The 26246-nt window shown below is 31.3% G+C and carries 20 protein-coding genes; 13 read left to right on the forward strand and 7 right to left on the reverse strand.

All coding sequences use genetic code 11. The annotated features are described in order from the left end of the window. Positions 1-22 precede the first annotated feature (22 nt). The 7 genes from ABHQ57_RS08590 (at position 23) to cysM (ending at position 6810) form a co-directional block, all read left to right on the forward strand. Positions 23-2125, forward strand: coding sequence for a HEPN domain-containing protein (locus ABHQ57_RS08590; protein WP_167713933.1), 2103 nt, complete (start codon positions 23-25; stop codon positions 2123-2125). 15 nt (positions 2126-2140) lie between these two features. Next, positions 2141-2908 carry a uroporphyrinogen-III C-methyltransferase gene (gene cobA / locus ABHQ57_RS08595; protein WP_159495367.1) on the forward strand — a complete coding sequence of 256 codons (768 nt, stop codon included), beginning with the start codon at positions 2141-2143 and terminating at the stop codon, positions 2906-2908. Next, on the forward strand, positions 2908-3483 hold the full coding sequence (locus ABHQ57_RS08600) for a bifunctional precorrin-2 dehydrogenase/sirohydrochlorin ferrochelatase (RefSeq protein ID WP_159495368.1): 576 nt from the start codon (positions 2908-2910) through the stop codon (positions 3481-3483). Before cobA ends, ABHQ57_RS08600 begins: the two co-directional genes overlap by 1 nt. Before the next feature lie 126 nt (positions 3484-3609). Further along, positions 3610-4665, forward strand: a complete 1056-nt coding sequence (locus ABHQ57_RS08605; RefSeq protein WP_167713932.1) for an NAD(P)/FAD-dependent oxidoreductase — start codon at positions 3610-3612, stop codon at positions 4663-4665. Positions 4666-4799: 134 nt separating this feature from the next. Beyond that, on the forward strand, positions 4800-5135 hold the full coding sequence (locus tag ABHQ57_RS08610) for a 2Fe-2S iron-sulfur cluster-binding protein (protein WP_073182911.1): 336 nt from the start codon (positions 4800-4802) through the stop codon (positions 5133-5135). Between the two features lie 23 nt (positions 5136-5158). Next, positions 5159-5902, forward strand: coding sequence for a serine O-acetyltransferase EpsC (epsC, locus tag ABHQ57_RS08615; protein WP_167713931.1), 744 nt, complete (start codon positions 5159-5161; stop codon positions 5900-5902). Positions 5903-5922: 20 nt separating this feature from the next. Beyond that, on the forward strand, positions 5923-6810 hold the full coding sequence (gene cysM, locus ABHQ57_RS08620) for a cysteine synthase CysM (protein ID WP_047789530.1): 888 nt from the start codon (positions 5923-5925) through the stop codon (positions 6808-6810). Positions 6811-6929: 119 nt separating this feature from the next. On the opposite strand, the gene ABHQ57_RS08625 is transcribed toward cysM, so the two are convergent. The 3 genes from ABHQ57_RS08625 to ABHQ57_RS08635 all read right to left on the reverse strand — a co-directional run bounded on the left by ABHQ57_RS08625 (position 6930) and on the right by ABHQ57_RS08635 (position 11543). After that, positions 6930-7916, reverse strand: coding sequence for a hypothetical protein (locus ABHQ57_RS08625; protein WP_047789531.1), 987 nt, complete (start codon positions 7914-7916; stop codon positions 6930-6932). 355 nt (positions 7917-8271) lie between these two features. Next, positions 8272-10065, reverse strand: a complete 1794-nt coding sequence (locus ABHQ57_RS08630; RefSeq protein WP_167713930.1) for a DEAD/DEAH box helicase — start codon at positions 10063-10065, stop codon at positions 8272-8274. Between the two features lie 125 nt (positions 10066-10190). Next, complete coding sequence (locus ABHQ57_RS08635; RefSeq protein WP_167713929.1) at positions 10191-11543, reverse strand: hypothetical protein; 1353 nt, start codon at positions 11541-11543, stop codon at positions 10191-10193. A 178-nt stretch (positions 11544-11721) separates the two neighbouring features. Here ABHQ57_RS08635 and ABHQ57_RS08640 point away from each other — a divergent pair, with 178 nt between their 5' ends. Next, positions 11722-13344, forward strand: coding sequence for an ABC-F family ATP-binding cassette domain-containing protein (locus tag ABHQ57_RS08640; RefSeq protein WP_167713928.1), 1623 nt, complete (start codon positions 11722-11724; stop codon positions 13342-13344). Positions 13345-13396: 52 nt separating this feature from the next. Here ABHQ57_RS08640 and ABHQ57_RS08645 read toward each other — a convergent pair whose 3' ends face one another. The 4 genes from ABHQ57_RS08645 to ABHQ57_RS08660 all read right to left on the reverse strand — a co-directional run bounded on the left by ABHQ57_RS08645 (position 13397) and on the right by ABHQ57_RS08660 (position 15894). Beyond that, positions 13397-13675: an STAS domain-containing protein gene (locus ABHQ57_RS08645; protein ID WP_047789535.1), complete on the reverse strand. Its 279-nt coding sequence runs from the start codon at positions 13673-13675 to the stop codon at positions 13397-13399. Positions 13676-13800: 125 nt separating this feature from the next. After that, positions 13801-14355: an RsmD family RNA methyltransferase gene (locus tag ABHQ57_RS08650; RefSeq protein ID WP_073182896.1), complete on the reverse strand. Its 555-nt coding sequence runs from the start codon at positions 14353-14355 to the stop codon at positions 13801-13803. Next, entirely contained in the window at positions 14355-15185 is an 831-nt protein-coding gene (locus tag ABHQ57_RS08655; protein ID WP_389863318.1) for a DUF3822 family protein, read from the reverse strand. The genes ABHQ57_RS08650 and ABHQ57_RS08655 overlap by 1 nt, the downstream gene beginning before the upstream one ends. Continuing rightward, complete coding sequence (locus tag ABHQ57_RS08660; RefSeq protein WP_073182894.1) at positions 15160-15894, reverse strand: hypothetical protein; 735 nt, start codon at positions 15892-15894, stop codon at positions 15160-15162. Before ABHQ57_RS08660 ends, ABHQ57_RS08655 begins: the two co-directional genes overlap by 26 nt. A gap of 102 nt (positions 15895-15996) precedes the next feature. Here ABHQ57_RS08660 and ABHQ57_RS08665 point away from each other — a divergent pair, with 102 nt between their 5' ends. The 5 genes from ABHQ57_RS08665 to ABHQ57_RS08685 all read left to right on the forward strand — a co-directional run bounded on the left by ABHQ57_RS08665 (position 15997) and on the right by ABHQ57_RS08685 (position 26223). After that, a complete protein-coding gene (locus ABHQ57_RS08665; protein ID WP_159495262.1) occupies positions 15997-17424 on the forward strand; it encodes an ATP-dependent RecD-like DNA helicase in 1428 nt (475 codons plus the stop codon). Positions 17425-17459: 35 nt separating this feature from the next. Next, positions 17460-18173 carry a hypothetical protein gene (locus tag ABHQ57_RS08670; protein WP_073182890.1) on the forward strand — a complete coding sequence of 238 codons (714 nt, stop codon included), beginning with the start codon at positions 17460-17462 and terminating at the stop codon, positions 18171-18173. A gap of 163 nt (positions 18174-18336) precedes the next feature. Beyond that, a complete protein-coding gene (locus ABHQ57_RS08675; protein WP_389863322.1) occupies positions 18337-20838 on the forward strand; it encodes a PIG-L family deacetylase in 2502 nt (833 codons plus the stop codon). A gap of 172 nt (positions 20839-21010) precedes the next feature. Continuing rightward, entirely contained in the window at positions 21011-25549 is a 4539-nt protein-coding gene (locus ABHQ57_RS08680; protein WP_167713924.1) for an immunoglobulin domain-containing protein, read from the forward strand. Next, positions 25546-26223 (forward strand): fibronectin type III domain-containing protein, encoded by a 678-nt coding sequence (locus ABHQ57_RS08685; protein WP_073182882.1) that lies wholly within the window; start codon positions 25546-25548, stop codon positions 26221-26223. The genes ABHQ57_RS08680 and ABHQ57_RS08685 overlap by 4 nt, the downstream gene beginning before the upstream one ends. Positions 26224-26246: the final 23 nt, after the last annotated feature.

The following is a 26246-nucleotide window of genomic DNA, read 5'->3' on the forward strand; positions in this document are numbered from 1 at the left end:
CAAACAACTATTAAAAAACCACATGCAAAGTTTTAGATCAGAAATAGAAAACCCTTTAGTAGAAAAGGATATCCTAGAGTTAGAACGTAAAATACGTTTGTTTAACGAAGGAAAAATAGATGAAGAACGTTTTAGAAGCTTACGTCTAGCCAGAGGAATTTACGGGCAACGTCAGTTTGGGGTACAAATGATTCGTATAAAATTACCGTATGGTAAAGTTACGAGTGAACAGTTGTATAGAATAGCGGATGTTTCTGACGAATATTCTCGTGGTCGTTTACACATTACGACACGTCAAGATATTCAAATTCACCACGTAAGTTTAGACAGAACCCCTGAATTATGGGCACAGTTAGAGAAAGACGATATTACGTTACGTGAAGCATGTGGTAATGCAGTACGTAATGTTACAGCTTCAGAAACTGCGGGAATCGATCCGAAAGAACCGTTTGATGTAACACCGTATGCACATGCAACCTTTCAATTTTTCTTACGTAATCCAATCTGTCAAGAAATGGGAAGAAAATTCAAAATGTCTTTCTCTGCAACAGAAGAAGATACCGCGTTGAGTTTTATTCACGATTTAGGATTCATTGCAAAAAAGAAAACAGTTGACGGTAAAGAAGTAAAAGGATTCAAGGTATTATTGGCAGGAGGATTAGGGTCACAACCACGTCATGCCGATGTAATTTATGAGTTTTTAGAAGCAGATTTATTGATACCAACTATTGAAGGAGTATTACGTGTGTTCGACCGTTATGGAGAACGTGCAAAAAGAGCCAAAGCTCGTTTAAAATTCTTGGTAAAAGATTTAGGTGTTGATACTTTCTTAGAATTAGTAGCAGCTGAAAGAAATGCATTAGCGTATAAAACTTATCCAATTGACACAGCTGATTTTGAACAAGACATTGTTTTTGAAACGAACAAAGTTCCATCTGTAGTAATAGAAGATAAAGAAGCGTATCAAAACTGGAAAACAACGAATGTTTTCAAGCAAAAGCAAGAGGGGTTATACGCGATAGGTATTAAAGTACATTTAGGAGATTTTTATACCGATAAAGCACGCTTGCTAGCTGATTTAATCAAGAAATATGGGGCAAATGAGTTGCGTTTTACGTTACGTCAAAATATTTTGATTCGTCACGTAAGAGAGGAGTTTTTACCATTTTTCTATGCGGAACTACAAAAGTTAGGTTTTGCAGACGCAGGATATAATAGTTTGAATGATATTACTGCATGTCCGGGAACCGACACATGTAATTTAGGTATTGCAAGTAGTACAGGAATTGCAGCAGAGTTAGAACGTGTGTTAAAAGCTGAATATCCACAGTATGTAAATAACAAAGATATTACCATTAAAATTAGTGGGTGTATGAATGCTTGTGGACAACACAACATGGCGCACATTGGTTTTCAAGGAATGTCTATAAAAGTAGGAAAGTTATTAGCACCAGCTTTACAAGTATTAGTTGGAGGAGGAGTTTTAGGAGAAGGAAATGGTCGTTTTGCTGATAAGTTGATAAAAATACCAAGTAAAAGAGGACCAGAATCTTTACGAATCTTATTAAACAACTTTGAAAGCCATAAACAACCCAATGAAGACTTCTTAAGCTATTACGATAGACAAGGAAAAACATATTTCTATGAGCTTTTAAAAGAGTTATCAGACACCACCAATTTAACGGAAGATGATTTTATTGATTGGGGTCACGATAAAAATTATGTAAAAGCCATAGGGGTAGGGGAATGTGCAGGAGTTGTAATTGATTTAGTAGCAACCTTACTTTTTGAAAGTGAAGAAAAGCTAGAAAATGCTTCACAAGCCTTGAATAATCAGCAATGGTCAGATAGTATTTACCACGCTTATGCGGCTATGGTTAACACTGCCAAAGCCCTGTTAACCGCAGAAGGAGCAAAAACGAATACACAAGCAGGAATCATTACCAATTTTGATGAATTGTTTGTAGCAACAAATAAAATAGAAGTATCAAGTTCATTCTCAGAATTGATTTATCAAATTAATAAGAATGAACCTACGGAAGCTTTTGCAAAAGGATATTTAGAAAGTGCAACAGCATTTTATAAAACAGTAGATGTTTATAGAAAGGCAGCCGTAGAAAGTTAAAAAAAGGAGAGTCCAATGAAAAATCAACCGAAATTAACCGTAGTAGGTGCAGGACCAGGAGATGCTGATTTAATCACCTTAAAAGCCATCAAAGTATTAGAACAAGCTGATGTAGTATTGTATGATGCATTGGTGAATAACGAACTGTTAGGATATGTGAATCCGAATGCAGAATTAATTTTTGTGGGAAAACGAAGAGGGTGCTACCGTTATCAACAAGAACAAATCAATGAATTGATTGTCGCGAGAGGATTTTCTCACGGACATGTAGTACGTTTAAAAGGAGGTGACCCTTTTATTTTTGGTAGAGGAGCAGAAGAAATGGAATATGCAGCCAAACACGGATTAGAGGTTGCTGTAGTACCAGGAATTTCTTCATCCTTAGCAGTACCAGCGTATCAGAACATTCCGTTGACAAAAAGAGGAAGCTCAGAAAGTTTTTGGGTCATTACAGGAACCACCAAACAGCACCAATTATCAAATGATGTTGCTTTGGCAGCAAAATCCAATGCAACGGTTGTTATTTTAATGGGAATGGGCAAACTCTCTGAAATCATTCAGCTTTTTAAGCAAGAAGGAAAGAACGAATTACCAGTAGCCATTATTCAAAACGGAACAACTCCCGAAGAAAAAATAGGAATCGGTACTGTAGATACGATAGAAGAAGTCGTAGCTAAAAATAACTTGAGTAATCCTGCTATTATTCTGTTAGGAGATGTGGTAAATCACAGACAGCAATTACTACAAGTGCAACAAGAAGTAGCTTTAAAAGAAGTGGTATAATGGAAGAAAGAAATAATTTATATCCAATCTTTTTAAAGACTAAAGAATTGGAAGTGCTAATTATAGGTGGAGGGTTCGTAGCAGAGGAAAAACTACGATTTTTATTAAAATCGAGTCCAGATGCTAAGGTAACTATGGTAGCTTCTTTTTTTAGAGAAGAAACTGTTGAAGTAGCTCAAAAAGGTGAGGTGAATATGATAATAGATAGCTATAACGACACGTATTTACAAGGAAAACATTTGGTGATTGCAACTACTGATGTTCCTGAAGTAAATATACAAGTGTATAAAGATTGTAGGAGCCAAAATAAATTGGTGAATGTAGCAGACAATCCACCGTATTGTGATTTTTATATGGGCGGAATTGTAACCAAAGGAAATGTAAAAGTAGCTATTTCAACCAATGGAAAATCGCCAACAACTGCTAAAAGATTGCGTCAGTTTTTTGAAGAAGTAATTCCAGAAGACATCAATCAATTAGTACAAAACTTAAATAGTTATAGAAAAACCATCAAAGGAAACTTTGAACAAAAAGTAGAAACATTAAATAAGCTAACTGAGAGTTTAGTAAAGTAATCTTTCGCCCAAGTTTATCTTGAGGGAAGTCGAAAAGCTCAAGACAGGCTAAAATGAAGAAATCTATAAATTTATAAAATAGAGAGAGGTCACTGAGCGTAGTGGAAGTGACAAAATAAAGAGGACATGATACAAACAGATATATTAATTATTGGAGCGGGTCCAACAGGGCTATTCACCGTTTTTGAAGCAGGGTTATTAAAATTACGTTGTCATTTAATTGATGCCTTACCACAACCAGGTGGGCAGTGTTCAGAAATTTATCCAAAGAAACCTATTTACGATATTCCAGCATATCCAGAGATCTTAGCAGGAGATTTAACGAAGAATCTGAAGGAACAAATCAAGCAATTTGAACCAGGGTTTACCTTAGGTGAGCGTGCAGATACTATTGAAAAGCAAGACGATGGAACATTTATCGTAACTACCAATAAAGGAACAAAACACCAAGCACCTGTTGTAGCTATTGCAGGAGGACTGGGAAGTTTTGAACCTCGTAAACCACCTATTCCAAATATTGCTGATTTTGAAGACAAAGGAGTGGAGTACATGATTAAAGAACCAGAACTGTATCGTGATAAAGATGTGGTAATTGCTGGAGGTGGAGATTCTGCGTTAGATTGGTCTATTTTCTTAACAGATGTAGCAAAATCGGTAACCTTAATTCACAGAAGAAATGAGTTTAGAGGAGCATTAGATTCTGTAGAAAAAGTTCAAGAGTTAAAGAATTTAGGAAAGATAAACTTAATTACACCTGCTGAGGTAAAAGCAGTATTAGGAGAAAATTATGTAACAGGTGTTGTAGTAGAAGAAAAAGGGAAAGAACCTTACATGATAGATACTGATCATTTTATTCCGCTATTTGGATTGGCGCCAAAGTTAGGTCCTATTGCCAATTGGGGATTAGAAATTGAGAAAAACGCGATTAAAGTAAACAATGCGTTAGATTATCAAACGAATGTTGAAGGTATTTATGCCATTGGTGATGTGAATACTTATCCAGGAAAATTAAAATTGATTTTATGTGGATTCCACGAAGCAACGTTAATGTGTCAAAGTGCTTATAAACGTATATATCCAGATAAAAAATATGTGATGAAATATACCACTGTTGGTGGTGTAGACGGTTTTGATGGAACAAGAAAAGAAGCGCCAAAAGCGGTAGTAAAAGCAATTGAATAATTGGGGATTAGGATGAAAGTAGTTAGGAGTTTAGCGAATAAGTTTGTTGTAATTACAAATTTTTAGTAAGCCCCTTCACCAGCAAAACTAAAATAGCCTACCTAACTACTGATTCCTATAATAAATTGTTACTGATGGATAATCAAGATATTAATATAAAAATAACAGATCGAGAAGGTGTAATGCACGAGGTAGTTGCTCCGACAGATATGGCAATGAATTTAATGGAGGTAGTTCGTTCTTATGAGCTTGCTCCAGAAGGAACTATTGGAATCTGTGGAGGAATGGCGATGTGTGCCTCTTGTCAATGTTATGTAAAATCAAATCATGAATTGCCAGAAATGAATGATGATGAAGATGCAATGTTAGCAGAAGCATTTCATGTAGAAGAAAATAGCCGATTAGGATGTCAGATTCAAATAACACTTGAATTAGAAGGATTAGAGGTTGAGTTAGCTCCTGAAAGTTAGTTATTTTTGTAAAAAAAGAATAAATGCAATTTAAACAATACGATTTATCATTAAAAGATGATGTAGCAAATTTTACAAAACAATTATTTTACGCATTGTTTAATGATGTATGTCAAGAAAAAGCAAATCATTTAAAAGAAAAGTTTAAAAAAATTTTAAACGGGTTGGCTATCAAAAATGCTTCGGTAACATGGGCTGCATACCAACAAACATTTTGTGGAATACGAGAAAAGTTAGATTTAGATGCCAAGGCATTTGAAAAGACTGACCCAGCCTGTAAAAGCTTAGGTGAAGTGTATCTAGCCTATCCAGGGTTTCATGCGATTGCTGTATATCGTTTGAGTCATGAATTGTACAAAATGAAAATACCGATTTTACCAAGAATGATGAGTGAATATGCGCATGGATTAACAGGAACAGATATCCACCCAGGAGCAACGATTGGCGATTCGTTTTTTATAGATCATGCAACAGGAATTGTAATTGGAGAAACTACCATTATTAAAGAAAACGTAAAAATATATCAAGGAGTTACCCTAGGAGGAATTCAAGTAAAGAAAGAATTAGCATCCACAAAAAGGCACCCAACCATTGAAAATAATGTAACCATTTATGCCAACGCAACTATCTTAGGAGGCGATGTAGTGATAGGAAGAGATAGTATAATTGGTGCTAATGTTTGCGTAACCACCTCTGTACCCGAAGGATCTATTGTAACCTATGAGTCAGAAAATAAAATAACCACTAGAAAATCCTATGTTAAATGATGTAGGTACGAAAATCAACCATGAAAACTAAAACAATTATAGATAGTATAGGGAATACGCCACTCATAGAAGTTTCAAACATTCTTCAAAAGGAAGGCGTAAAGCTATTATTAAAACTAGAAGGAAATAACCCTGGCGGAAGTGTAAAAGATAGAGCAGCCTTTAATATGATTGCTGAAGCTATTAAAAGGAAAAATATCCGTCCAGGAGATTATTTAGTAGAAGCAACTAGTGGAAACACAGGAATTGCGTTAGCACTCATGGCAAAAGTTTTAGGAGTAAATATGGTATTGGTAATGCCAGAAAACTCTACAGAAGAACGTGTAAAAACCATGCGTGCTTACGGAGCTGAGGTTATTTTAACGGATGCAGAAAAAGGTATTGAAGGTTCTAGAGATGTCGCGCTAGAGTTACGCTATAAAAAAGGCTATTTTATGCTGAATCAGTTTGAAAACACCGATAACTGGAAAGCACACTATAAAACTACAGGTCCAGAAATTTGGAACGACACCGAAGGAGAAGTAACTCATTTTGTTTCAGCGATGGGAACTACAGGAACCATTATGGGAGTTTCTACCTATTTAAAAGAACAAAATCCAGAGGTACAAATTGTAGGAGCACAACCTAAAGACGGAGCTAGAATACCAGGAATTCGTAAGTGGTCGCCAGAATACCAACCAAAATTCTTTAATAAAAGTAAGGTAGACCAAGTAGTGGAGCTAGATGAAAATGATGCTAAAAACATGACTAGAAAATTAGCGCAAGAAGAAGGTGTTTTTGCAGGAATGAGTAGTGGAGGAGCAGTACATGCAGCTTTAGAAATAGCTAAAACGATTGATAAGGGTGTGATCGTTGCAGTTATTTGCGACAGAGGAGACCGCTATTTATCTTCTGATTTGTTTCAATAGACTGTCTTTACTTATTTTATAATACAAAAATTCCCGTCTAAGCGGGGATTTTTAAATTTATACTTTATAAAAAAGTAGACAAGAACAAGAAATTACTTTTAGTCATTGTTATGTGTAGTTTACTTATAATTTTCAATTTTATTAATAATATTAATAATTTTTAAGATTTCTTCTTGAGCTTCATTACCGAATTTATTTTTATAACTGTTAATAAATTTAAATTGCTTGAAAAAATCTTTTAAAGAATCAATATTGTTAAAATTAGAGGCTACTAAAAAATCATCAAAATTGTGTTTTATTATGAATTCTAGATCTCTATTTAGTAGGATTTTACTTAAAGATTTATCAGTAGGAGGAATTTCATTTAATATATTATACATTAAACTGTAGTTTTCTTTAAATAAAGACCTAAGTTTTTTATAAAAAGAAAACATTTCTGGTTTCATTTTAATTATACCTTTTGCTGAGTTTAAATAAATATTTTTGTGTACTAAGTCTATTTTAAGATTCCTTTCATAAAGGTGACTAACTATTGTATATATTATTTCAGAATTGTAGTTTAAAGATATGCTAAAGGGCAATTTTTCAATTTTATTGGGTATTTGTCTAATGATTGAAGAAGATACAGTGTCTTTATCTACTGTCATAACAATTTCTTCATTAAGACTATTATTTAAATAACTTAATAACATTTCTTTATTGTTAAAAATAACATCAATATTACGACGTAATAACTGATTAAAGGATGTTTCGAGTTTCTTTATCTTATCCTTTTTTAAGTAATTATTATTTTTAGAGATTAACATTTCTCCTTTAGATAATATAAGTTTATCTAAGTCCTTTTGTGTCAAAAGGAAGGGGAATTTAAAAATAAGTTCATTTTTAGATTCATTTACAAGTGATGAAAAATCATATTCTCGTTGATATTTATCATTTAATTCACAGAAAAATTTAACCCTTTGAATAATCTTTTCTTTGAATTCAATATTTGTTTTATCAAAGTTTAGTTTCAATATCATACCGCCATTGTTTTCAAAATTTAATTTTTCATTTTGAGAACATGAGTTGATAGAAATAAAAAGGGCTAATAAATATATATACTTCATTCTATTTTTTAAATTATGAATTTAGATTTATTATTTAAGTTGTTGAACTATAGTAAAAGTTGTGGTTGATTCAATTTGGGATAAAAGAATAAAAACTTCTTTTATCCGTGTGTTTAAATGTGATAAGCGTAGTTTTTAGCAATTTTAATCTTTTTAAGTAAGCGTTAGCCAATATAAAACAAAATAAAAAACCGTACAAAAAATGTACGGTTATATTATCAGTTAACTTACGTTAATCATGTAGTTTTACATTAATTTTAATACTGCCTTATAGTAATGTTAAATTAAAAGAGATAAAACTATTATTCCCTAGCATAATTAATATTGAAATGAAGCAGAAGCACTACCACTACTGTTAATCTCTTCTACGTTTTCTACCAAAACCTGCAGCAGGTTTGTTATCACTTCTTCTTGAAGAACTGTTTTCGTTACGTCTTCTACCAAAATTTTTTCTGCTATCAGTAGGCTTATCACTTCTACGTTTTTTACCATTGAATCCGCTACCACCACTTCTACGTGATTTTCTTCCACCACCACTACGATCGTTTTTAGTAATTTCGATATTCACTGATCGTCCATTAAAATCTGGATCATTTGCTGCAAAGGCATCTAAAGTTTCTTTTTCGAAGTTTTTATCGACTTCAAAGAAAGAAAAAGTATCTAATATATCTATAGCTCCAATTTCAATTTTATCACCTATGTTCTGATCGTTGATTAAACCAATTAACTTGGCTGGGTTTAAACGATCTTTTCTTCCTAAATTGATGAAGAAACGGGTCATGTTTTCACTAGAAGAGCGTCCTCTTGAATTTTCCCTTGAAGATAAGTTGTTTAAATCAGGAGCATTTTCGTAGTAAGATAAGAAGGTGTTAAACTCTAAAGAAACAAACTTTTGAATTAACTCTTCACGACTTAAATCTTCTAATTTTTCGTAAATACTTGGTAAAAAACCTTCAATTTGTTCTGTGTTTACCTCAGTATTATGAACTTTATCAATTAAATGAAATAATTGGTTTTGACATATTTCCTTGCCAGATGGAATAGGAGTGTGAACAAATTGTTTTTTTATAATACGTTCAATAGGACGTAACCTGCCTTGTTCTTTTTTGCTTACTAAAGCAATAGAAACTCCCTTGTTACCGGCTCTACCAGTTCTACCACTACGGTGATTGTAGTTTTCAATTTGATCTGGTAATTTATGATTAATAACGTGTGTTAAGTTGTTAACATCCAATCCACGAGCAGCAACATCAGTAGCTACTAATATTTGAATGTTCTTTTTACGAAACTTCTCCATTACAGAGTCACGTTGAGCTTGTGATAAATCACCATGTAAAGAATCAGCATTATAGCCATCTCTAATAAGGTTATTAGCTACTTCTTGTGTTTCTCTACGTGTTCTACAGAAAACAATTCCGTAAATATCAGGGTTTAAATCAGCTACTCTTTTTAAAGCAGGATAACGAGTTTTTTCGTTTACTAAGTAATACTCATGACTTACATTATCTGAGCCTTGGTTTTTTTGTCCAGATGTAACTTCTACAGGGTTAGTCATGTAGTTTTTTGCAATATCTTCTACTTCTCTAGGAAAAGTTGCAGAAAACAATAATGTTTGTTTGGTGTTTGGTGTAGCTTCTAAAACTTGGTCTAGTTCATCTTTAAAGCCCATGTTAAGCATTTCATCAGCTTCGTCAAGTACTAACCATTGTACATTACCAAGTTTTAAAGCTCTTCTTTTAATTAAGTCTACAGTTCTACCAGGAGTACCTACAACTATTTGTACCCCTTTTTTAAGTTTTCTTATTTGCTCTTCAATGTTAGCTCCACCATAAACAGTAGCTACTTTCAAGTTAGGTAAATACTTTGAAAAGTCTTCAATGTTTTTTCCTATTTGTACTGCTAGTTCACGAGTAGGAGATAAGATGATTGCTTGTGTGTGTGTGCTTGTTTGATCAGCAAGTTCAATAATAGGTAAACTAAAGGCAGCAGTTTTACCTGTACCTGTTTGTGCAAATGCTTTTAAATCTTCTGTAGAAGAAATTATTTGTGGAATTGCTTTTTCTTGAATTACTGTTGGCTTTTCATAACCTAAATCGGTTAATGCCTTATTGATAGGTTCTTGCAAACCTAAATCTAAAAATGTTGACATACTGTGTTTTTAGAGAACCCACAGATGCCCCTCCGCGAATTCTATAATTAATATTAATTAAATCGTTTTAGCACGATTTTTTTGGACGGTGCAAAAGTACACTAAATAAAATGAATAGAGGCTAACTATTTTGTTTTTTGTAAGTTGCTTATTTCTATATTTATATCTTTAGCAGATAAGCTAGTATAACCATTTTGAATAATTCCGTTTTTATCAACTAAAATCATACGAGGAAATTTACTGGTGGTAAAATCACATACGGCACTTTCGCTAGGTATGGTGTATTGATATTTTACATCTACGTTTTTTGTAAATCTTTTAGAAGAGTCGCACAAATTAACAAGAACAAAATTAATATCAGGATTTTTTTTAACTAAATAATTGAAACGAGAAGAAACCCAATCATCTGATGCATACTCGTAGTTTTTTAATAAAACAACAGTGTTTTTATTTTTAGAAATGTTAGAAAACTCTTTTAACTCTCCGTCTGCTGCAATTAGTTTGAAAGGAGGTAATTTCTCTCCTTTATTTAGAACTTTTAAATCATTAATCAAACGCTGAACATTTTTTTTATGCTCGTTGTTGGTGTTTAACTTAAAAAAAGTAAAAAATGCTTCACTTTTAACTTCGCTACTAGGCTCTTCGTAAAAATTACGAATAACAGCATTGTACAACATTTTATTTTTAACAGTCTCGAGAGTTACATTTTCGTTAATGGCATGCAAAAGATTTTGTGTGAATTTATCAGTTTTCACTCCGTTACTTTTCTGATAAGCATCATTATTAATTTTTTCCATCACGAATCTGTAGTAAGGTCCATAAAACATCAAAGAGTCTTTATTAGGAGCCTTTTCGCGGTAACTGTAATAAGAACTACTAAAATTTTGAATGTTATTATTTAAATTTTTAATAGCATATTGTTCTAATCTAGTATATAAAGGGAAGTTTAAAGATATATCAAAAACATCTAAAAAACCAGAAACATCATTACTGTTAGTTTTATAGTTTTCAAGAATAATCTTTTTATCTGATTTCATTGAATCTATCTTAGCCAAAAATTCATTTTTAGGTAAAGAAAGATATGCGAAGGTATTTTTAAAATCTTGCTCATATTGTAAAAAGGACTCTAACAAGAGATTATTACGTTCAGCATTTATACCGCTAAAAACTAATGATTCATCAAAGTCCCATGTGTTCAGTCTAATTAACAAACTATCAGAAGGTTGCATGTATACATATTGAAGCTCATTACCATGATGAAAGATGTATAAACCTTCTTTAAATTTCTTATAGCTACCTAGGAACGTATTATTTTTGCTAAGAGGTATAGTGTCGTTAAAATCGTAATTGTCTGATAATACAACAAAATCACATTTAGGATTGATAATTTTACCTCCAAAATAGGTAGGCTTATCCTTATCAGACTTATTACATCCAATAAACACAATTAATATGAGAGGTATAAAATACTTAATCATAATTCAAATTATCCTAAATATTAAAGTTCAAAAATAGATAACTCTTTAATATTAGGCTGTTAATTCGTTGTTAAAAACGAATTAAAACGAGCCAAAAGTAAGATGTTAAAAACTTTAATGCAAATTCTTTTATAGTCTTTAGTTTTTATATTTTTGCACGGAATTTAAAAAAATATACATGTTATCAGTTTCTAATTTATCAGTTCAGTTTGGAAAACGTGTTTTGTTTGATGAAGTAAACACAAAGTTTACTCAAGGAAATTGCTACGGAATTATCGGAGCAAATGGAGCGGGAAAATCTACATTTTTAAAGATTTTATCAGGAAAACAAGAACCAACTTCAGGGCAAGTTCATTTAGAACCAGGAAAGAGAATGTCTGTATTAACACAAGATCATTATGCTTTTGATGAGTATACTGCCTTAGAAGCTGTGTTAATGGGAAACAAAGAACTGCACAAAATAAAATCAGAAATAGATGCATTATATGCTGATTATTCTGACGAAAATGCAGAAAAAATTGGTGAGTTACAAGTTCGTTTTGAAGAAATGGACGGTTGGAATGCCGATGCTTCTGCTGCAAGTTTACTGTCAAATTTGGGTATTAAAGAAGAAGATCATTACACATTATTATCAGAATTAGACTCTAAGAAAAAAGTACGTGTATTATTGGCACAAGCTTTATTTGGGAATCCTGATGTATTAATCATGGACGAGCCTACAAACGATTTGGATTTTGAAACTATTTCTTGGTTAGAAAATTTCTTAGCAAATTATGATAACACAGTAATTGTAGTATCTCATGACCGTCACTTTTTAGATGCTGTTTGTACGCATATTTCTGATATAGACTTTGGAAAAATTAATCATTATTCAGGAAATTATACTTTCTGGTACGAGTCTTCTCAATTAGCAGCTAAACAAAGAGCTCAACAAAATAAAAAGGCAGAAGATAAAAAGAAAGAATTAGAAGAGTTTATTCGTCGTTTTTCTGCAAACGTGGCTAAATCTAAACAAGCAACTTCACGTAAGAAAATGATTGAGAAACTAAATGTTGATGAAATTAAACCTTCTTCACGTCGTTATCCTGCAATTATTTTTGAAAGAGATAGAGAAGCGGGAGACCAGATTTTAAATATTGAAGGTTTATCAAAAAAGGATGCAGAAGGAGAGTTATTGTTTTCAAATGTTGATATTAATTTGAATAGAGGAGATAAAGTTGCCGTTATTTCTAAAAACTCTAAAGCAACTACAGCTTTTTATCAAGTAATTTCAGGTAATGAAGAAGCAGATTCAGGTAAATATAGTTGGGGTGTAACAACTACTCAATCGTATTTACCAGCAGATAATTCTGCTTATTTTCAAAATGGAGAGTTAAATTTAGTAGATTGGTTACGTCAATACGCACAAACTGAAGAGGAGAGAGAGGAAGTATTTTTAAGAGGTTTCTTAGGAAAAATGATTTTTTCAGGAGAAGAGGCTTTAAAGAAAAGTAATGTATTATCTGGAGGAGAGAAAGTACGTTGTATGCTATCTCGTATGATGATGACAAGAGCTAATATTTTAATGCTAGATGAACCAACAAATCACCTAGATTTAGAGTCTATTCAAGCGTTGAATAATTCATTAATAAACTTCAAGGGAACTATATTGTTTACTACACATGACCATGAGTTTGCACAAACAGTAGCTAATAGAATAATAGAGATTACACCTAAAGGGATTATTGATAAGTATGCTACTTTCGATGAATATTTAGAGGACTCTAAAGTAAAAGAATTAAGAGAGAAAATGTATTCTTAAATTATTAATTAAAAAAACAGCCATAATATCATATAAAATTATGGCTGTTTTTTTATGCCACATTTCTGTAATATAATTCATCCATAATATCTTTTGAGCCTTTGCCACAAAAAAGCAAATTCTTTTTATTTTTTAAAGAAAACTGATAAGCTTCTACAATTGAGTTAACCCCTAGAGTATCAATATTAGTAACATTACTAATATCTATGCTAATGTCTTTATATTTTTTTATAAAAGAATAAATCATTACTTCAAAAAGCTGAACGTTGGTAAGAGTTAAGTCACCTGATATCTTTAAATAATTTTTAGAGCTTTTAATTTTAAATTCCATAATACATAGTTTTAAATTTATATTATAAAATTATAACTTGCTTTTAAAATAAATAGCTTATTTCGTTGGAATTCAGTTTTCTATAGTTGATTAGGTTGTTTTAATAGATAAATTAGTTATAAGTATTACTCTTGGTTATCATTAACTATTTCAAAGAAGCTAAAAACGTTACCACCATAGCGTTTTTCATAGTTATAATAGGGATGTTGAGATAAATCTGTATGTTTTGAGTGTTCAATTATCAAAAGCCCATCATTATTTAACAAGTTGCGATCAAAAACTATGTCAGCTATTTTTAAAAATTGTTTTTCTTCAAAGTCATATGGAGGGTCAGCAAAAATTACATCTACTTTAAGGGGCGTTTTTTCTAAAAACTTATATACATCACTTTTATAGCTGTTAATAGACATGTTTAAATCCTTAGCTGTCTGATTAATGAATTTTATACAAGCATAATGAGCGTCAACAGCATTAATGGTTTCAGTACCTCGAGAAGCAAATTCGTAACTTATGTTTCCTGTTCCAGCAAATAAATCTAGTACAGAAATGTTTTCAAAATAATAGAAGTTATTTAAAATATTAAATAAAGACTCTTTTGCCATATCTGTTGTGGGTCTTACAGGCAGGTTTTTAGGAGCTGTAATTCTTTTACTTTTATATTTTCCAGAAATAATTCGCATTAGGCTATGAGTATAAAATTAGAGTGATTCGAAAAGTCTTTACTATCGGCAAAAAAACTATTAATTGGATTAATAAAGTGAATATTTCGAATGTATGAATAAGTAATAGAATATATATCTGATTCTTTCTCAATATCACCGATAAATGTCAATTGGAAAGAATTTGGATCCATTTGTAATTGTTCAGCAGTGAAAAGAATGTAATATATAAAATCTTCTTTTGTATTGTATAAAAATGAATTATAAAATAACAGTTTGCCTTCTTTACAAACAACGATATCTAAATAAGAAGAAGAAACATATACAAAGAATTGATCTTCAGAATCATTCTCAGAATAGTTTAGTAGTTTATCTATTAAAACCGTTGAATGATGTTTGTATTCAAATTCCCCAAAATTTTGAAAAAGGTAGTTGTTGATATTTACATAAGGTATATAAACTGTATTAGCAGCTATTACAGTATGTAAATCGTAGGTTATAAAATCTGTTTTTAATGTTTTTACGTTATAATTTAAATATGGAACTAAATTATTTCTGTCAAAGAGCTTGTTAGGAACCAACGTAGCTAAATTGTTTTGATGAATGGCAAAAACAGATGTAAAGTCTTGTTGTAAATCTTTGTCAGTATCAAAAACACGGATGATTTTATCTAGTAATAGTTCTGGAGAAGCAATAGAGTCAGAAAATGTATACTTGGTAAAAAGAAGAGTTTCTTTTGTTTCTGAGTTTGATATACAAAAAGAAAATCCATCCAAACTAAATTGGATGGATAAACTTTTATACTGCGCATTAGCGCTAATTTTTTTACTCTTTTTTTGCAATTGCGTCACCTTTATCGTAATAAGGAGGCCAGTTACCACCTACAGTTACTTCAGTTAAAGAACCAACAGAAACAAACTCACCTTTAATTTGATCTGTCTCAATGGCTTCTAATTCTTGCTTTATTAAAGAAGGATTCATTCCTTTTAAGATAGGTTTCTTAGAAACCTTCGCCTCAAAAACTGGAACTTCTAAGCCAGCAACTTTTTCAACTCTACCTGTAGCTAATTCAAATTTTTCTTCTGTACCAGGAACATCAAACATAGTAGCATACTCTTTACCTTCAAAGTATTTTAAAACAGGCTCGTACCCTACAGTATCAATAACTTTAACAGATATATCTTTAGTAATACCACCACCTAACTCAACAGTTTTTTCAACGTTTTTAGTTTCTGTAATAGCTAATTGACCATTTTTAATAAAGGCAAGCAAAGTATCTTTATTATTAGTATATGTTCCGTAAACTTCTTTATATTTTACTTCAGCGTCTCGAATCAACTTTAAATTCTTAATAACCTTAGCATAACGTACTCTCTTGTCTTTGTTAAAATTAATAGGTTCCATAACACCATTATAAATTTTATATACTAAAAAGACAGTTGCTCCTAATAATAATATAGAGACTAACCATCTCATTTTTAGAGGAACAAACTTAACAACAAGTAATGCTAAAAGAACTGCAACTACAACAGCTGCTAAAATCATTAATAATAAATTCATTTTTTTAATTTTTAATGTATGATATTCGCAAATCTACAATTTTTTTTCAATGATGAAAATAATTATTTAGAAATAGACTTATCTTTGAATATTATTTGATATATGATACAAACTGCTCCGAAATTTTATAAAGAAATACTACAAAAATTCCCGTATTCGCCTACAGAAAAACAAAATGAGTTACTAGATGTCTTAACAGACTTTATTTTTTCAGAAGATAATCGCGCTTTATTTTTATTAAAAGGGTATGCAGGAACAGGTAAAACAACAATAATAAGTACCGTTGTACATAATTTATGGAAAATAGGACAAAAAGCAGTTTTACTAGCGCCAACAGGTCGTGCAGCGAAAGTAATTTCAGGATATTCTAACCGACAGGCATTTACGATTCATAAAAAAATATACTTTCCTAAAAAGCAAAGTAGTGGCGCTGTAAATTTTGTAATGCAACCTAATAAGCATACTGATACTCTTTTCATTGTAGATGAAGCTTCTATGATTTCTGATGAAAAGCAGAACGCGAAATTATTTGAAAATGGTTCTTTATTGGATGATTTAATCTCATATGTATACTCAGGAAAAAATTGTAAAATTATTTTTATTGGAGATACGGCACAGTTACCACCTGTAAAGTTAACTATGAGTCCAGCTTTAGAAGCTGACAAACTTTCGTTTGAGTTTAATAAAGAAGTTACAGAAATTGAGTTAGACGAAGTGGTTAGACAAGAAGAAGGCTCAGGGATTTTGGCTAATGCAACCGATTTACGTTTGTTAATTCAGAATGATTCAATACATTTTCAATTTGATTTAAATTATCCCGACATTATTCGTCTACAAGATGGTTATGATATTCAAGATGCTATAACAATGGCTTATGATGGAGATATAGGAGTGGAAGATACTGCTATTATTGTACGTTCAAATAAGAGAGCTAATCAATACAATCAACAGATTAGAACTAAAATTCGTGGACAAGAAAATGAAATTTCTACAGGAGATTACGTGATGGTAGTGAAAAATAATTACTACTGGTTAAAAGACTCTTCTTCGGCAGGATTTATAGCAAATGGAGATATTTGTGAAGTTATGCGTATCAATTCAATTAAAGAATTATACGGCTTTAAGTTTGCAGAAGTTGAAGTTCGCATGATTGATTATCCTGATATGAAACCTTTTGAAACAGTGTTGTTGTTAGATACTCTTACAAGTGAAAGTCCGTCATTAACGTATGAAGAATCTAACCGATTATATGAAGCTGTAAAAGAAGATTTTGCACATGAAAAATCAAAGTACAAGCAATTTATGGGTGTTAAGAAAAATAAGTATTTCAATGCGCTTCAGGTAAAGTTCTCTTACGCAATGACCTGTCATAAATCTCAAGGAGGTCAATGGAAAACAGTTTTTATAGAACAACCATACTTGCCAGATGGAGCTTCGGTTGAATATTTACGTTGGTTATATACGGCTGTTACCCGTGCACAAGAAAAATTGTATTTAATAGGTTTTAAAGATGAGTATTTTTTAGATTAAAAAACTATCTTCGCGTCAAATTAAAATTTAAAACTATGAAAATGTATTTTACAAAAACAAAAATTGCATTAATTTTTTCCTTAGTACTACTATTGTCATTTTCTTCATGCAGTAATAGTGATGATTTAGCGTCTAGTAATCCGTTTATAGAAATAAACTGGAGTAATGTAGGAAGCTCGTTAAGTATTCGGTCAGATGAGTTTGAAGAAGGAGGGAAATTAACTTTTGAGTTATACATGAATGGGCAATTAAAAGACTCAGAGACAATAACTACGGGATATGAAGGAGGAAATAACTATAATGGAAGTTTATACTTAGATAATACTGTGAGTTTTCCTGTTACTATATATCTAGTTGTTAAAGGTGGAGGAAGCAAAACTAAAAGTAATGAAGTTGTTATTGAGGATCCTATTTTAGGAAAAAGATTTTTAAGAGAAGCAGAAGTATTTGATAAGTTAGAGGAGACAGATATTCCGATGACTCTTACAAGTTGCGAAAAATTAAGTACTATTGAATTTTTCAGTAATAACAAGGTTAAAAGAGACTGGTTTAGTTCTAATAGTTCAACAGGCGAATGTATAGAAGAGTTAGAAGAATTTCAATGGGAAAGAGTAGGGGTTAATAAGTATAAGTTTATTTTTGATAAAAATTTTTACTTAGTAGATATGAATTTTGGGTATAAGGGTGAATCCATAGAATTTGAAGTTATCGGAAATAGATATGACAGAAAATATTACTATATACAATAAAACATATTTTTAAAAGGCAAAAAAAACTCAAACTTCAAGTGAAGTTTGAGTTTTTTTATTGCTTAACATATAGATGTTACTTTCCAATATGTTAGCATTTTGTTAATGTGCTTTATACTTTAGTTAAAAAAGTTACATTTGTGTAGTATTCAAACTATTAAAAATGCACAAAAAAGTACTTTTATTACTATCTTTTTTATTGATTTCACTAACAATAAGCGCACAAAAACCGCAAAAACTTACTTCAAATCAGATTTACGAGAAAGTTCAAAAATTAAACTTTTTAGGCTCTGCATTATACATCGCTGCGCATCCTGATGATGAAAATACTCGTTTGATCGCATATTTATCTAATCATGAAAAGGCAAGAACAGGATATTTGTCGTTAACCCGTGGAGATGGAGGGCAAAATTTAATAGGTCCTGAAATGCGTGAACTTTTGGGAGTTATTCGTACTCAAGAGCTGTTAGCTGCAAGAAATGTAGATGGAGGAGAACAACGTTTTTCTAGAGCTAATGATTTTGGATATTCAAAACACCCTGATGAAACGTTAAAAATTTGGGATAAAGATAAAGTTTTAGCCGATGTAGTTTGGGCAATTCGTACTTTCAAACCCGATGTGATTATCAATCGTTTTAATCATAGAACACCAGGAACAACGCATGGTCACCATACTTCATCAGCGATGTTAAGTGTTGAAGCTTTTGATTTAGCTAATGATAAATCAAAATACCCTGAGCAATTAAAGTATACAGATACATGGAGGCCTAATAGGTTGTTTTTTAATACTTCTTGGTGGTTTTACGGAAGTGAAGAAGCTTTTGAAAAAGCAGACAAAAGTAATATGTTAAGCTTTGATATAGGAACGTACTACCCTTTAAAAGGATTGTCTAATAATGAAGTAGCAGCAATAGCAAGCAGTCAACATTTATGCCAAGGGTTTGGAAGGTTAACCACTAGAGGAAGTCAAACAGAATATGTAGAGTTTTTAAAAGGAGAATTTCCTAAAGACAAAAAAGATATTTTTTCAGGAATAAATACAACATGGAATAGAGTAGATGGTGGAGGAGAAATAGGAGATATTTTATATGATGTTGAACAAAATTTTGATTTTGTAAATCCATCAAAGCACCTGCCAGACTTGTTAAAGGCATACAAAAAAGTTAGGCAATTAAAAAATACGCATTGGAGAACTATTAAGACAAAAGAATTGAATGAAATTATCAAAGCTTGTGCAGGTTTATATTTAGAAGCATCGGCAGAAAGTTCTAGTTCAATTCCAAGTAGTACAATTAATGTAAATTTTGAAGCACTAAATAGAAGCTTTATTTCTATGGAGTTGTCGTCAATTACCATTCTTCCTGAAGGGAAAAACATCAAAAAAGAATTGGATTTAGCACCCAATAGTAAACAAAACTTTAAAAGTAAAATCAATATCACTAAAGATGTTTCTTACTCTTCGCCATATTGGTTAGCTACTCAGTGGGATTTGGGAATGTACAAAGTAAACGATCAAAAATTAATAGGTAATCCAGAGTCTTTAAGGCCAATTCAAATTCAATACAATATTATAATTGAAGACCAACCAATTGCATTTACAATTCCAGTGGTACATAGATACGCTAAAAGAGATAAAGGAGAAATTTATGAACCTTTTGAGGTGTTACCGAAAGTAACAACAAAGCTATTGAATAAGGTACTTGTTTTTTCTTCAGAAAAATCTCAAAAAGTAACTGTAGAAATTCGTTCTGGAGCGAAAAATACAAATGGAATAGTTACTCTAAAAGCACCAAAAGGGTGGAAAGTTACTCCAAACGAAGCAAAATTTTCTATAGACCAAAAGGGAGATATTCAGTTGATTGACTTTATGGTTACTCCAACACAAAATGAATCAGAAGGAGTTTTAAAAGCTATAGCAAAAGTTGAAGGTAAAAGTTATGATAAAGAATTGATAGAAATTAATTATAGTCATATTCCTAAACAGTCAGTATTATTACCATCACAAGCAAAAGTTGTACGTATGGATATAAAAAAGAACGGTACAAGAATAGGGTATATACAAGGTTCAGGAGATGCTATTCCAGAAAGTTTACAACAAATTGGCTATGAGGTAACAGAGTTGAATGTAAATGAGATTAATGGAAATTTAGAGCAATTTGACGCAGTTGTTGTTGGTATTAGGGCATATAACACTATAAAAGAATTGCAGTTTAAGCAAAAATACTTGTTAGAATATGTAAAAAATGGTGGAAATTTAATAGTGCAATACAACACGAATAGAGGAGTAGATGTACAAGCGCCGTATGAATTACAATTATCACGTGATAGAGTAACAGACGAACATTCTAAAGTAACCTTGTTAGCTAAAGAACATTCTATTTTAAATTACCCAAACAAAATTACTGAAGCTGATTTTGATGGTTGGGTACAAGAACGAGGCTTATATTTTCCTAACAAATGGAGTAAAGAATACACTTCGATATTATCTATGTATGATAAAGGGGAGTCAGTAAAAAAAGGAAGTTTGTTAGTTGCTAAATATGGTAAAGGAAACTATATCTATACAGGGTTAAGCTTCTTTAGAGAGCTTCCAGCAGGAGTTTCAGGAGCTTATAAGTTATTTGCAAACTTATTATCGGTAAAAGAAAATACCGTGGAGAAATAGAATATTGAAAAGAGTCATATAAATTATAGAAAAGCGAGGTTTAAACCCCGCTTTTCTATTTAAAAAGACTGATAAAAATAGATTTCTAAGTAAGTACAAACTAAATGGAAAGTAATTTTTTGTGATTGAGGTAACTTTAATTACTTTTGACGCTGAATATTAAAAAAATTATATGAAAAGACTACTACTTTTTACGCTAGTCCTTTTTGGCGTATATGTAAATGCTCAAGAAATTTCTCAAAGTGATAAAGATGCTTTAATAGCGCTTTATAATGCTACAGATGGAGCAAATTGGACAAACAAATGGGATTTGAATGACTCTCCACAGAATTGGTATGGAGTGGTTACCAGTGTTGTTTTTGGTGCTTCAGGAGCCGAAAGACATGTGGATGAGATAAATCTTTTAAATAATAATTTAAGTGGATCTATACCTGCTGATTTAGGTAACTTAAAAAGCTTAAATACACTAAATCTTTCAAATAATAACTTGACTAGTGCTATTCCTAGTGCTTTGGGGAATGCAAAAGATCTTAATTACTTATACCTTCAAAATAACCAATTAACAGGGAATATACCTGTAGAGCTTTTTACGCTTAATGAGAGACATTTTGTTGAAATCAATTTAAGCCATAATAAATTGACAGGTAAGTTACCAGTGGAGATTGGAGAATCAATTGCAAACGTAGGTGAAGTTTTTGTATCTAATAACCTATTAACAGATTTACCAGATTATACTAATGTTTCTTTATTCAGAATAAACACTTTAGATATCAGTAATAACAATATTAATTTTTCTGTGTTTGAAAGAGTTCCATCTTTTGACAATATAGCTAAAGTTTTAGAAGATAATGTTGCTACACTTACCTATAGTCCTCAAAATAGAGTTGGTGAAATAGAAACAATTGAATTAAATGTAGGAGAAAATATTAGTTTTTCAATTACAGGGTTAACAAGCGCTAATAATACCTATCAGTGGTATAAAAATGATGTTCCAATTGGAGGAGCTACTAATCCTACCTATCAAATTACAGGATCAACTTTAACTGATGCAGGTGTGTATTACTGTGAAGTAAAGAATGCCAATGTACCAAACCTTACTTTAAAGAGAAACATTATTAATTACAATACAATTGGAGCTATAAACGATAGAAATGCTCTTATATCGTTATATGATGCTACTGATGGCGCAAATTGGACAGACTCATGGAATCTTAATGAAGCTATGAATTCTTGGGAAGGAGTAACGGTAAATTCCTTAGGAAGAGTAACAAGTTTATCACTTAATTATAGAAAACTTAATGGAGAATTACCAAATGAATTAGGAAACCTAACAGAATTGATCAAATTACATCTTAATGAAGGTTCTTCTAGTAGTGTGAGAGGTAGTATTCCTGATAGTATTTGTAACCTTGTAAAAGTTGAAGATGTTATAATAGATATGCCAGGATTGACAGGAGCAGTACCGAGTTGTCTTTTTACTATAGCATCATTGAGAAGTGTATATTTAATAGGTAATAGTCCTTTATTAACTCTAGATTTTCCTGATGATTTATCAAACCTTACAAATCTTACAACTCTAAGTTTGAGTCGAATAGATCTTTCATCTAATGGAGGATTTCCAATGAGTATTTTAGATTTAACCAATTTAGAAAAATTATCTCTTTATATTACTAGATTAACTGGAAACATACCTGAACAGATAGGGCTACTTAGTAATTTAACAGAGCTTTCACTTAGACATAGTGGGGCGTTAACTGGAGTGATACCTTCTTCAATAGGTGATTTAACTAAGTTGAATAGTTTAACAATAGTATCAACAAATATTGAAGGTGAAATACCATCTTCTTTTTCAAAATTAACATCTCTTCGTGCTCTGGATCTTTCTAGAAATAAACTAACGGGTCATATCCCTTCTTATATTAATACTTTTAATACTTTAACAAGTTTAGATTTCAGTCATAATAACTTGTCAGGAACTATTCCTGATTTTACAACATTAACAAATTTACAGAACTTAGAGTTTGATAATAATAAATTTGTTTTCAAAGATTTTGAAAATGAATATACAAACTACAAAAATCAAATACCATATATTTTTTCTTACCAACCACAACTTAAAATAGATGAAGAGCAAAATATTACGGTAATAGAAGAAGAATCTATTACTTTAATTGCAGAAGCAACCAATAGTACTAATAATTCATATCAATGGCGTAAAGATGGTGTTGAAATTAATGGAGCAACGAATCGTTCTTATACAATAAATAATTTAGGTTTTAATGATAATGGAGTATATGATTGTGTTATAAAAAATAGTATTATTACCGACTTAATATTATTGAAAAATGAAATAACATTAAAAGTTAAATCTAAAGGTGTAATACATGATAAAAATGCCCTTATAGCATTTTATAATGCTACTGATGGGGCAAATTGGACAAATCCTTGGGATCTCAATGCAGATATAAGTACTTGGGAAGGAGTTACAGTAAATACAGTTGGTAGAGTTACAGAATTAGATATTAGGTATAGAAAGCTTAATGGGACTTTACCAGATGATCTTGGAAATCTAACAGAACTTAGAAAATTAACGCTTTTAGGGTTAGGTTCTACTAGTAATGGGCTCACAGGAAGCATTCCTTCTAGTTTATGTAATCTTACGAAGATTGAAGAGATAAATATAGATCAACTTAACTTAACTGGTGTTATACCAAGTTGTCTTTTTAATATAATATCATTAAAAAATGTTAAAATTGATGGTCATGGAAACATGCTTACATTGGATTTTCCTGATGATTTATCGGAGCTTATAAATCTTACATCTCTATATTTAAGTAATGTGGATCTTTCTTCTGAAGGTGATTTTCCAGAAAATATATTAGATTTAACCAATTTAGAAAGGTTGACTTTATTTAATAATGAATTAACAGGAAGTATACCTACGACAATAAGTAATTTGACTAAACTAAAAGAATTAAGTATTAGAGCTTATAAAATGTCAGGTAGTATACCAGATGAAATTGGAGCGCTTGTTAATCTAGAAAGCCTCTCATTTAATATACCTTTGACTGGATTAATGCCTGCTTCAATAGGGGATTTAATCAAACTAAAAAGTTTAAGAATATATGGGAATATAGAAGGAGAAATACCTGCTTCTTTTTCTAAATTAACAGCTCTTTATTCTCTAGATTTTTCTAGAAATAAGCTTACTGGTCAAATACCTCAATTTATTAATACTTTTAGTAATTTACAATTACTAGAATTAGGAGGAAACAAATTATCAGGAGTTATTCCAGATCTTACGAGTTTGACTAAATTACAAATTTTGGATATTCAAGATAATCAATTCGTTTTTGAAGATTTTGAAAATGAATTTAATACTTATAAAACATTATTTGGTTTCTTTTACCAACCTCAGTCGAATATTGATACGGAAGAAATAATTACAGTAATAGAAGAAGATGAAGTTAGATTAACTGTTGAAGCTACTAAAAGTACTAACAATACTTATCAATGGCGTAAAGATGGGGTAGATATTAATGGTGCTAAAAGCAGAGAGTATGTTATTGAGAGTTTAAAATTAACTGATAAGGGTGTTTATGATTGTGTTATTAGTAATAGTCTTATTACTGACTTAAAATTGACGAAAAACAGAATAATATTAAATGTGGATCCATCAGATTTAGATGGTGATGGAATAAAGGATGTAGATGATTTATGTCTAAATACCCCAGCAGGAGAGTCGGTAAACTCTAATGGATGTTCCGAAAGTCAGTTAGATGATGATAATGATGGAATAAATAATGACAAAGATTTATGCCCTAATACTCCAACAGGAGAACCGGTAAATGTAGACGGATGTTCGGAGAGTCAATTAGATGATGATAATGATGGTGTATTCAATAATGTTGATCAATGTCCTAATACAAGTGAAGGAAGCATTGTTGATGTTAATGGTTGTGCTCAATACCAATTAATTGATATAGTGCCTAGTGATATTCAGGTCATGGTAAGCAGTACCACTTGTCCAGATAAAAGTAACGGTATTGTAAACCTTTCATTTAAAAAGAATTATATTTATAAAGTAATTTTGGTAGGACAAGGTGTAATAAATAAAACTTTTGAAAATGTAAACTATACTTCTGGATTAGAAATTACAGAGTTACCTGTAGGAAGTTATGAAATATGTGTTACCGCGTCAGAGTTACCTAGTTTCAGCCAATGTTATAATGTAATGGTTAGTGCTCCAGTAGCCTTAAAAGTTTCTCAAGCGAGTTTAAAAGGCACTTCACTTACTTATCAAGTATCAGGTAGTGAAAACTATAAAGTAACAATTAATAATAAAGAGTATTTGTATACTTTTAAAGATACTGGTGAACGAGAAATAACAGTTAATCTAAATAATGGAAATAATTCTGTAGAGATAACAACAAATAAACCATGTCAAGGTGTTTATAACAAGAGCGTTACAGTTAAAAGTATTACATTGTACCCTATTCCAGTTACAAATTACCTAAACATTTCTGGTGTTACAGGTAATTCTGCCATAGTAGCCGTAAGAAGCCTTGAGGGAGCTACTGTGTTATCAGCTAAGCTTGATGTTTATAATGGAGGAGCTAGATTACCAATGGATACTCTAGCTACAGGAATGTATCTTGTAACAGTTACTACTTCAACACAAACCGTTAACACAAAAATATTCAAAAAATGAGAAAACTAATATTTATACTATTTATACAATTAATTTTAATTTCTTGTGGAGGAGGGGGAAGTGAAGATCCAGTACCATCAGAACCAGAATTAGGGGCTTTTGAGTTAGTTTTTCCTGAAAATAATACGCTTTGTACAGAAGGAACTGAAGTATCTGATACCGAAGTTTCTATTCCTTTAAAATGGAGTAATTCTACAAATGCTATATCTTATGAAGTGGTACTTACTAACACTGAAAGTGGAAATAGAATTGAAAAGATGACTAACACTAATTCTATGAGTGTTATTTTGCCAAAAGCAACAAAATTTTCTTGGAATGTAACTGCTATTATACAAAATAAAGGAAAACAGAGTAATAGTGCTTGGAATTTTTATACAGAAGGAGTTTCTGTTTCTAATCATGCTCCATTTCCTGCGAGTATAACATTAGAAGATAATAAAGATGGTACGATTAATATCAGTTGGGAAGCATCTGATCTTGATAATGACATTTTAAAATACAAAGTATATTTAGGGGAGTCAAAAGATACAGTTGAATTGATAAAAGAAACAGAAAGTACTTTTATTGAAAAACAAAGTATTGATTATAACACGACTTATTTTTTAATGGTTGTGGTCTTAGATAAAAATGGAAACTCATCGTCTATTTATAAGGAATTCCAGTTTAACATTTAGATAAATTGAACTTATCTTTTATA

This window comes from Tenacibaculum sp. ZH5_bin.1 (assembly GCF_042865525.1).
In the GTDB taxonomy this organism is placed as follows: domain Bacteria; phylum Bacteroidota; class Bacteroidia; order Flavobacteriales; family Flavobacteriaceae; genus Polaribacter; species Polaribacter mesophilus.